This is a genomic window from Roseomonas nitratireducens (genome assembly GCF_017813355.1).
Taxonomy (GTDB): Bacteria; Pseudomonadota; Alphaproteobacteria; order Acetobacterales; family Acetobacteraceae; genus Neoroseomonas; species Neoroseomonas nitratireducens.
Genome location: NZ_JAGIYZ010000036.1, coordinates 19319 through 29287, shown reverse-complemented (window position 1 = coordinate 29287; position 9969 = coordinate 19319). Strand labels below are relative to the sequence as shown.

6 protein-coding genes are annotated in these 9969 nt (G+C 75.0%); all 6 read left to right on the top strand.

Features of this window, described 5'->3' with window-relative positions; genetic code table 11:
* The coding region (tagH, locus tag J5Y09_RS22785; RefSeq protein WP_209354161.1) for a type VI secretion system-associated FHA domain protein TagH at nt 1-1607 on the top strand (1607 nt) is incomplete at its 5' end.
* Nucleotides 1608-1634: 27 nt separating this feature from the next.
* Complete coding sequence (gene tssK / locus J5Y09_RS22780) at nt 1635-2972, top strand: type VI secretion system baseplate subunit TssK (protein ID WP_209354160.1); 1338 nt, start codon at nt 1635-1637, stop codon at nt 2970-2972.
* Nucleotides 2973-3012: 40 nt separating this feature from the next.
* Nucleotides 3013-4467: a type VI secretion system protein TssL, long form gene (gene tssL / locus J5Y09_RS22775; protein ID WP_209354159.1), complete on the top strand. Its 1455-nt coding sequence runs from the start codon at nt 3013-3015 to the stop codon at nt 4465-4467.
* A 1-nt stretch (nt 4468) separates the two neighbouring features.
* Nucleotides 4469-7939, top strand: a complete 3471-nt coding sequence (gene tssM / locus J5Y09_RS22770) for a type VI secretion system membrane subunit TssM (protein ID WP_209354158.1) — start codon at nt 4469-4471, stop codon at nt 7937-7939.
* Nucleotides 7918-9237 carry a type VI secretion system-associated protein TagF gene (gene tagF, locus J5Y09_RS22765; protein ID WP_209354157.1) on the top strand — a complete coding sequence of 440 codons (1320 nt, stop codon included), beginning with the start codon at nt 7918-7920 and terminating at the stop codon, nt 9235-9237. The genes tssM and tagF overlap by 22 nt, the downstream gene beginning before the upstream one ends.
* Nucleotides 9234-9947, top strand: coding sequence for a PP2C family protein-serine/threonine phosphatase (locus tag J5Y09_RS22760; RefSeq protein ID WP_209354156.1), 714 nt, complete (start codon nt 9234-9236; stop codon nt 9945-9947). Before tagF ends, J5Y09_RS22760 begins: the two co-directional genes overlap by 4 nt.
* The last annotated feature ends 22 nt before the right edge of the window (nt 9948-9969 follow it).

Genomic DNA, 9969 nt, shown 5'->3' with positions numbered 1-9969 from the left:
CCGCCTGGGCCGCCGGCCCGGCCGCGCCGCCGCCCGGCGCCTGGGGCCAGGCGCCCGAACAGCCCGCCTGGGGCCAGCCGGCCGAGCAACCCGCCTGGGGCGCGCCGCCGCCGCGCGACGAACCGCTGCAGCCGCGCCTGCCGGGCGACCCCTTCCTCGGCGCGAGGCCACCGGCCGCGGGCACGCCCGGCCTGCCGAGCGGGACCGGCCTGCCGGCCGATTTCGACCCGTTCAACGAGGGCCCGGCCATGCCGGACCATCGTTCCTCGACCTCCGACGCCTTCCTGCCGCCCAAGCCGATGCAGCAGATCTCGGCCCTGCCGGACAGCTGGGATGTGGGGCCGACGCCATCGACCCCGCAGGCGCCGCCGCCGCCCGCGCCCGGCGCCGGCGCGGGCGGGCGGATCCCGGACGACTGGAACTTCGACCTCGCGCCCGGCGCGGGGGCCGCGAAGCCCGTGGCGGACCCCTTCGCGGCGCCGCCGGTGGCACCGCCTCACGTCGCGCCGCCGACCGCGACGCCGTACTCCGCGCCGCCCGCGGCCCCGCCCTATTCTCCGCCGCCCGCGGCCCCGCCATACGCCGCGACCCCCGCCGCCCCGCCCTATTCCGCGCCGCCAGCGGCCCCGCCATTTTCCGCGCCGCCAGCGGCGACGCCCACCGCCTATGCGCCGCCGCCCGCCGCCGCGCCGCCGGCCGTCGGGCCCGATCCCTTCGCGGCGCCGCCTGCGGCCTATGCCCCGGTCCCGCCGGGCGCCGCCCATCCGCCGCCGGCCGATCCCTTCGCCGCCCCGCCCGGCCATGGCGCGCCGCCGCACGCGCCCTATGCCCCGCCGCCGGCTTCGGGCGCGCCGGACCCCTTCGCCGCCGTGCCCGCCATGGCCCCGCCGGTCGCGCCCCCCGTGGCGCATCCGCCCGTGGCGCCGCCGCATGTCGCGGCCTCGGCAGATCCCTTCGCGGAACCGCCGCCGCCGCCGCGTGCCCCGCCACCGCCACCCCCGGCCGCCGAGGCGCCGCCCGCCGCACCACGCAGCGGCGGTGGCGCCGACGCGGGGCTGGCCGCCTTCCTCGCCGGCGCGGGGCTGCCCGCGCATCTCGCGGCGAACACCGACCCGGAAGCGGCGCTGCGCGCGCTCGGCGCCGCGCTGCACGCCGCGGTCTCGGGGCTGCGGCAATTGCTGATCGCGCGCGCCGACGTGAAGCGCGAATTCCGCATCGAGCAGACCATGCTGCGCTCGGCCGGCAACAACCCGGTGAAGTTCGCCGCCTCGGACGAACAGGCGCTGACCGCGCTGCTGACCGCCGGCGCGCAGACCGGCCCGCGCGCGGTGCGCGAGACGGTCGAGGACCTGACGGCGCACCAGGTCGCCACGCTGGCCGCGACGCAGGCGGCCGCGCGCGCGCTGCTCGCCCGCCTGGCACCCGAGGGGATCGAGGGGCAGGACAGCGGCGGCGGCGGCCTGTTCGCCAGCAAGGACAAGCGGTTGTGGGACGCCTACAAGCGCCTGCACCAGCAGGTGACCGAGCAGTTCGACGACGATTTCGACAGCGCCTTCGGCAAGGAATTCGCGCGCGCCTACGAACAGGCGTCGCGGCGGGACCACTAGGCCAGGGCAGGAAAGGGCGGGGCTGGGATGCTGTGGCACGACAAGGTTGTCTGGCAGGAGGGCATGTTCCTCCGTGCCCAGCACTTCCAGCAGCAGGACCGTCACGCCGAATGGATGCTGCAGGCGCGCGCCGCGCCGCTGCGCCCGCATCCCTGGGGCATCACGGAACTCTCGCTCGACCGTGACCTGCTGGCCGCCGGCAAGTTCGCCATCGCCTCCGCCACCGGGGTGATGGAGGACGGCACGGCCTTTTCCGTGCCCGGCCATGCGGACCAGCCGACGCCGCTCGACCTGCCGGAAGGCACGCGCAACTGCGTCGTCTACCTCGCCCTGCCGGTCCGCCAGCCGGGTAGCCCGGAGATCGCCTTCTCCGAAGGCCCCGACATGGCGACCGCGCGCTACGCGATGCGCGGCTTCGAGGCCTTCGACACGCATTCCGACGCGACCGTGCCGGCCGAACTGCAGGTCGGCCGCCCGCGGCTGCGCTTCATGCTGGAAACCGAGGAACGCGCCGGCTTCAGCACCATCGGCCTTGCCCGCGTGGTGGAAGTGCAGGCCGACCGGCGCGTGATGGTGGATGAACGCTTCATCCCGCCCTGCCTGCGCGTCTCGGCCACGCCACCGCTCGCGAACCTGGTGGGCGAGCTGGTGGGCATGCTCGGCCAGCGGGCGGAAGCGCTCGGCGCGCGGCTGTCCCAGCCGGGCGCGCGCGGGGTGGCGGAAGTGGCGGACTTCCTGCTGCTGCAGGCGGTCAATCGCTGGCAGCCGCTGCTCGCGCACTGGGCCGATGCGGGCAATGTGCATCCGGAATCGCTCTATGCCGCGCTGGTGCAGCTGGCGGGCGAACTCGCCACCTTCACCGATCCCAAGCGCATGGCCGCGACCTATCCGGCCTATCGCCACGACGACCTGCAGCGGTCCTTCGCGCCGGTGGTGTCGGACCTGCGGCGCTCGCTGTCGATGGTGCTCGAGACCAACGCGGTGTCGATCCCGCTGCAGGAACGCCAGTTCGGCGTGCGCGTCGGCCCCATCGTCGACCGCAACCTGCTGCGCGCGAGCCAGTTCGTGCTGACCGTGCAGGCCGACCTGCCGAGCGAGCAACTGCGCCGCGTCTTCCCCAACCAGGTGAAGATCGGCGCGGTCGAGCACATCCGCGAACTGGTGAACGTCGCACTTCCGGGCATCCAGGTGCGGCCGCTGCCCGTCGCGCCGCGGCAGATCCCCTTCCACGCCGCCGCGGTCTATTTCGAGCTGGACCGCGGCAGCCCGCACTGGGCGCAGATGCAGAATTCGGGCGCCTTCGCCATCCATGTCTCCGGCGACTTCCCGAACCTCAAGATGGAACTCTGGGCGATCAGGGGCTGACCCCCTGCCGGCCCCGACCTGACCCGAAGGACCGCGCGCGATGAGCGACAATCCCTTCGCCGAGCCGAACGACAGCGACCGCACGGTCGTCCGTGGCCCGGGCGGCGCCGCGCCGCCGCCACGGCCGCAGCCGGCCTTCCCGCAGGCGCAGCCCTTCGCGCCGCCCGGGGGGATGGGCGCGCCGGTCGGCGGCATGGGCGGCCTGCCCGGCGCCGGCGGCCCCGCCGCCCCGCGCGCCGAGGCGGCGCCCCGCCTGGCGGGGGAGGCGGAGGCGGTGCCCAAGGTCGGCATCGGCCCGCTCGCCGCCGCGGCGCAGCCGCTGCTCGACCTGCTCGCGCGCCTCGCCACCGCGGGCGTAGCCGCGCAGCCCTCGGGCGAGGAGTTGCGCGAGCGCGCGATCCGCGGCTTCCGCCAGTTCGAGATCGACGCGCGCGACGCCGGCATCAGCGCCGAGCAGGTGCGCGCCGCGCACTACATCCTCTGCGCCAGCCTCGACGACGTGGTGCTGTCCACCAATTGGGGGCAGGGCAGCGTCTGGTCGGTGCAGTCGCTGGTCGCGACCTTCCACCAGGAAGTGAAGTCCGGCGACCGCTTCTTCGACGTGCTGGCGGGGATGCAGAAGGACCCGGGGCGCTGGCGGGACGCGCTGGAGGTCAGCTACCTGTCCCTGGCACTCGGCTTCCAGGGGCGCTACCGGCTCTCGCCGCGTGGGCAGTCGGAACTCGACCAGATCCGCACCGGGCTCTACCAGCTTCTCACGCAGGTGCGCCCGCCCTGGGAACGCGAACTCTCGCCGCGCTGGAAGGGCGTCGATGCGCCCCATCGCGGGCCGTCGCGCGGCATCCCCGCCTGGGTCGCGGCCTGCGTCGCGGTCTTCGCGCTCGGCATGGGCTACGCCTGGCTCGCCAATGCGATGAACGAGGGGTCCGACGGGCTGTACGAGAGGCTCGCCGCGCTGCCGCCGGGCCGCCCGCCGGAGATCGAGCGCGTCGCACCACCGCGCCCGCCCGCGCCGCCGCCGCCGCCGCCCGCGGCGCTGCCGCCGCCGCGGCCGGATTTCCTCGTCACGCTGCGGGAATTCCTCAAGCCCGAGATCGACCAGGGCCTGCTGACCGTCTTCGGCGACGGGCGGTCGGTGACCGTCCGGCTCAAGAGCCGCGGCATGTTCGCCTCGGGCTCCGCGACGGTGGAACCGCGCTTCGTGCCGATCCTCGAGCGCGTGGGGCAGGGGCTGCGGACGGAACCCGGCCGCGTGCAGGTGATCGGCCATTCGGACAACCAGCCGATCCGCACCGTGCGCTTCCCGTCCAACTTCCACCTCTCGGCCGCGCGGGCCGACGCGGCGAGCGCGATCATCGCGGCGGCCACGGGCAATGCCGGTCGCTTCACCACCGAAGGCCGCGCCGACGCCGAGCCGATCGCGGACAACCGCACGGCGGAAGGGCGCGAGGAGAACCGCCGCATCGAGGTGGTGCTGCTGCGGGGGACGAACTGAGATGCAGGCGCTTGAGGTCTTCCGCCCGTTCCTGACCGGGCGCGCGCTGGCGGCGCTGCTCGCCGTCTCCCTGCTCGTGCCGATCGTCTGGCTGTTCGGGCCGCTGCTCTCCTTCGGCGATGTCCGCCCGCTGGAGACCGAGATCAGCCGCATGATCGTGTGCGGCGTCCTCTTCGTCGTCTGCCTCGTCGTCATCTGGGTGCTGGAACGGCGCAAGCTCTCGCGCGATGCGATGCTCGTCGCGGGCATCGCCGCCGCCGACCCCGGCGCCGACCGCGCGGCGGAGGAAGAGGCCGAGATGCGCGAGCGGCTGACCGCCGCGCTCGACCGGCTGAAGTCCTCCTCCAAGAAGAAGGGCGGGTTCCTCTACGAACAGCCCTGGTACGTCATCATCGGCCCGCCGGGATCGGGCAAGACGACGGCGCTGGCGAATTCCGGGCTCGACTTCCCGCTCTCCGACGGCGGCAAGCTGCAGGGCGTGGGCGGCACGCGCTTCTGCGAATGGTGGCTGACCGACCAGGCGGTGCTGATCGACACGGCCGGGCGCTACACCACGCAGGATTCCGACGCCTCCGCCGACAAGCAGGGCTGGGAGCGCTTCCTCGGCCTGCTCAAGAAGAACCGGCCGAAGCTGCCGCTGAACGGCGTGCTGGTGACCTTCGGCGTGGACATGATCTCCCGCCTCGGCCAGCCGGAGCGGGAGGCGCATGCGCGCACCGTCCGCCGCCGCATCAAGGAACTCGAGGAAAAGCTCGGCCAGCGCCTGCCGGTCTACTTCATGGTCAGCAAGTCGGACCTTCTCGCCGGCTTCATGGAATTCTACGACGACCTCGACAAGACCGCGCGCGAGCAGGTCTGGGGCTTCACCTTCCCCGCCGAGGGCGGCGGGGAGGCCGGGCACGCCGCGAAGTTCGGGGAGGAATTCCAGGCCCTGCTCGCCCGCGTGCAGGACCGCGTGCTGGAACGGCTCCAGCAGGAACGGGGCCCGCAGCAGCGCACGGCGCTGGCCGGCTTCCCGGCGCAGTTCGCCTCGCTCGAAGGGCCGCTCGGCGCCTTCGTCGCGGCGGCCTTCGGCGGCACGAGGCTCGACCCCGCGCCGATGCTGCGGGGCGTCTACTTCACCTCCGGCACGCAGGAAGGCAGCCCGCTGGACCGGCTCGCCGGCGCGCTGTCGCGGTCCTTCGGGCTCGACCCGCGCCGCCCGGCGGCGGTGATGCAGCAGAAGGGGCGCGCCTACTTCATCACGCGCCTGCTGCGCGACGTGGTGTTCAACGAGGCGCGGCTCGCATCCGGCGACCGCAAGGCGGCCAAGCGCCGGCGCATCATCGCCGCCACCGCCTGGGGCCTTGCCGCGCTGATCACGGCCGGCGGCTTCGGCTACGGCTACATGGCCTGGAGCGCGGAACAGGACCGCGCCGCGCGGCTCGCCGCGCAGATCGGCAAGGCCGAGCAGGCGGCCCAGGGCATCCCCTTCGAGCGCGTCACGGATGCCGAGTTCCGCCGCATCCTCCCCTACCTGGATGCGGCGCGGGACCTGCCGCCGGCGGCGCAGGGCGACGGCGCGGCACTGGGGCTGAGCCAGGAGGACAAGCTGCTGGCGGGGGCGAACGCCGCCTATCGCCGCGCGCTCGACCGGTCCTTCCTGCCGCGCCTGCTCGCGCGGCTCGAAATCGTCATGCGCGCCTCCTTCCAGCGCCCGGATGAACTCTACGAGGCGACGCGCGCCTACCTGATGCTCGGCCAGGAGGGGCCGCTCGACCTCGAGACGGTGAAGCTGTGGTTCGCGCGCGACTGGCTGCGCGCCTTCCCCGGCGCGGTGAACCAGCCGGTGCGCGACGCGCTGATGGGGCACCTCGAGGCGACGCTCGCGCGCAACTTCCACCGCTATCCGGTCGATGGGGCGCTGGTGGACGCGTCGCGGCGCATCTTCTCCCGCCTGCCGTTGTCGGACCGGGTGTTCTCCCGCCTGCAATCGGCCGTCGCGTCGCAGAACATCGCGCCCTGGCGGCCGGCGGACGCGATCGGCGCGGCCGGGCAGCGCTATTTCCTGCGCGCCTCCGGCACCGCGCTGACGGAAGGCATCCCCGGCATCTACACGGTGGACGGGCTGTATCGCGGCCTGCTGCCGGTGCTCGGCCAGACCGTGCGCCAGGGTGTCGCCGAATACTGGGTGCTCGGCGCCGAGGGCGGCGGCAATGTCGGCGGCGACGACCCGGTGCAGCTGGAACAGCAGGTGCTCCGGCTCTACGCGCAGGAATACGTGCGCGCGTGGCAGGGGATGCTGGACGACCTGAACCTCGCCCCGCTGCCGCCGGCGCTGGCCCAGCAGGCGGAGGCGCTGAACATTCTCGGCGCGCCCAATTCGCCGATGAAGGACCTGCTGCGCGCGATCGCGCGGCAATTGTCGGTTGGCACGCCGCCGCAGGGCTGGACGCGGCCGGGCGCGCAGCCGCGCCCCGCCGCGGCGGCCGGCCAGCCGGCGGCCCCGGCCGAACCCACCGGCGCCGAGCCCGTCGCCGAGATCGTCGAGGCGCGGTTCGAGGCGGTGCGCGCTTCCGCCGGGGAACCCGTCGATGGCGTGCTGCGCATCGTCAACGACCTGTTCGTGCAGGTGCAGCGACTGGCGACCGCACCGCCCGGCACGCTGCCGCCGCCGGCCGCGGGGCTCGACCCCGGCCAGCGCCTGCAGGCGGAAGCCGCGCGCCAGCCGCAGCCGCTGCAGCGCTGGATGAACGGCATGGTCACCGCGACGGCCGCCGCGCGTGGCGGCGGGGCGAAGGCGGCGCTGGCCGCTGCCGGCGCGCAGCAACTCGCCCCCTTCTGCCGCGGGCTCGACCAGCGCTTCCCCTTCAACATCAACGGGGAGGACCTGCCGGTCGACGACTTCATGCGGCTGTTCGGCCCCGGGGGCGTCTTCGACCAGTTCTTCACCCAGAACGTGCGGCAGTATGTCGACATCACCAGCCTGCCCTGGCGGCCGGTGGCGACCGATGGCCTGCCGCCGCCGATCAGCGCCGCGGACCTGATGCAGTTCCAGCGCGCGCGGGCGATCCGGGACGCCTTCTTCCCCTCCGTCGCCTCGATCGGGCTGCGCTTCGAGCTCGTGCCGCGCGGCATGGATCCCGGGGCGCTGTCGGCGGTGCTGGAAGCCGAGGGCGCGCGGAACGAGATCGCGCAGGGCGGTTCCTCCCGCCCCATCGCGCTCGCCTGGCCGGCGCGGGGCAACACGACGCTGACCTTCGATCCGCCCTCCTCGGCCGGGCCGCTCGCCTATGACGGCGCCTGGTCGGCGCTGCGGCTGGTGATGCGGCGCAACAGCACGCTGACGGCGACGCCGGCGCGCGAACGGCTCCGGCTCGTGGTCCGGCACGGCGAAAGGGCGATGGACTTCGAACTGCGCGCGGGCAGTACGCAGCATCCCTTCGGCCTGCGGGAACTGCAGGAGTTCCGATGCCCGACGCTCGCCCCCTGACGGGCCTCTTCGGCAAGGTGCCGGCGCATGGCGATTTCGTGCGCCGGGGCCTGCCGTCGAGCTTCGTCGGCCCGTGGGATTCCTGGCTGCAGGACGCCGTGGCGGCGGCGCGGGACGCGCTCGGCCCGCGCTGGGCGGAGGCCTGGGACGCAGCGCCGCCCTGGCGCTTCGCCCTGCCCGCCGGCGCCTGCGGCCCCGATGCCGTGGCGGGCGTGATGCTGCCGAGCGAGGACACGGTGGGACGACGCTTTCCCATCACGCTGGCCACGCTGCTGGCCCCCGGCGAGCCCATGCCCGGCCCCGCCTGGTTCGAGCGCGTGGAGGCCGTCGCCTGCGCCGGCCGCGCGGGCACGGCGGATGCCGATGCGCTGTGTGCTGCCATCCCCGACCCGGCCGCGCCGGCGGACGCCTACCCGCCGGCGCCGGCGGGCATCGTCGAGGACGGGCTGCCCTTCGCTGCGCCCGCCCAGGATCCGGCGCGCATCGCGCCGCCCGCCGCCAGCATTCCCGCCACGCCCTTCTGGGCCGCGGCCGAGGGCACGCCAGTCGCGGGGGAGGGGGATGACGTGCTGGCGATCCTGACCGGCGGCGGCGCGTCCTCCGTCCGCGAGCAGCCGGCCGGCCCGCCGGTCCTGGGCGAGGCTTCCGCGCCGTTCACGGATGGCGCCGGCGCCCCGGCGATCCTGTCCGACGACGCGCCGGACGACGCGCTGTCGCTGCTGCTCGGCGGCGCGCCGGCGGCGGATGCGCAGGCCGCGCCCGACCCGGTCGCGCTGCTGCTCGGCGGCGCCGCCGCGAAGGCCGGGGAGACGCTGGACGCGATCGCGCCCCTGCCATCGGGGGACGAGGCCGCCGACCCGCTTGCCGCGCTGATCGGCGCCGGCCGCCAGGACCTGCCCGACGCCTTCGCCCCGCCCGCCCCGGAGGAAGACGCGCCGGACCCGCTCGCCGCGCTGATCGGCGCGGGCGCGGCGGCGGCGCCGCCCGGCGACACGACGGACCTGATCGCGCCCATGCCCGACCCGGTGGAACCCGCCGATCCGCTCGGCACGCTGATCGCGGCCGGGGGCGCGGAGGCGCCGCGCGCCGATCCCTTCCCGCCCTTTGCCTTCGAGCCCGCCGACCCGCCGGACGCGTCGCGGGCGGATCTCCTCGCGCCTGAGCCCACCGCGCCGCCCGCCCCGGATGGCGGCGGCTGGTGGACACGCGGCGCCGCGCGCCTGCCGCCCATGGTCTGGGCGCTGCCGGCACTGCCGGCGCCATCCGATTTCGCCTGCCTGCTGGAAGCCCACGCATGACCTGGCGCCTCGCCTCCCATGCCGCCACCCATGCCGGCGCGGTCAGGCCGCGCAACGAGGACGCGCTGCTCGACCGCCCCGATCTCGGCCTCTGGGCCGTGGCGGACGGCGCGGGCGGGCATGGGGCGGGCGATGTCGCCTCGGCGGCGATCATCGCGGCGCTGCAGGTGATCCCGCCCGGCCTGTCGGCGGCGGAACTGCTCGCGCAGGTGCGGCTGCGGCTGGGCGCCGTGCATGCCGAGCTGCAGGAGGAAGCGGCGCGGCGCGGGCCGGGGCGCATCCTCGCGTCGACCGTCGTCGTGATGCTGTCGCGCGGCGAGCATTTCGCGATGCTCTGGGCCGGTGATTCGCGCGGCTACCTGCTGCGGCAGGGGATGCTGTCGCGCGTCACGCGCGACCACAGCCTGGTGCAGGAACTTGTCGACCAGGGCACGCTGCGGGAGGAGGAGGCGGAGAGCCACCCGCAGGCGAACGTCATCACCCGCGCGGTCGGCGCGCAGGGGGAACTCGAGCTCGACAAGATCTCGGGCCGGATCGCCGCGGGCGACCGCTTCCTGCTGTGCACGGACGGGCTGTTCAAGACGATGGCGGAGGCCGAGATCACGGCGATGCTGGCCGGCGGCGCGGATGCCGCGGCGATCGTCACCGAGGCGGTCGGCCGCGGCGCGCGGGACAATGTCAGCGCGGTCGGCGTGGATTGCGTGGCCTAGAGTAGTTTCCGATCGGCAGGGG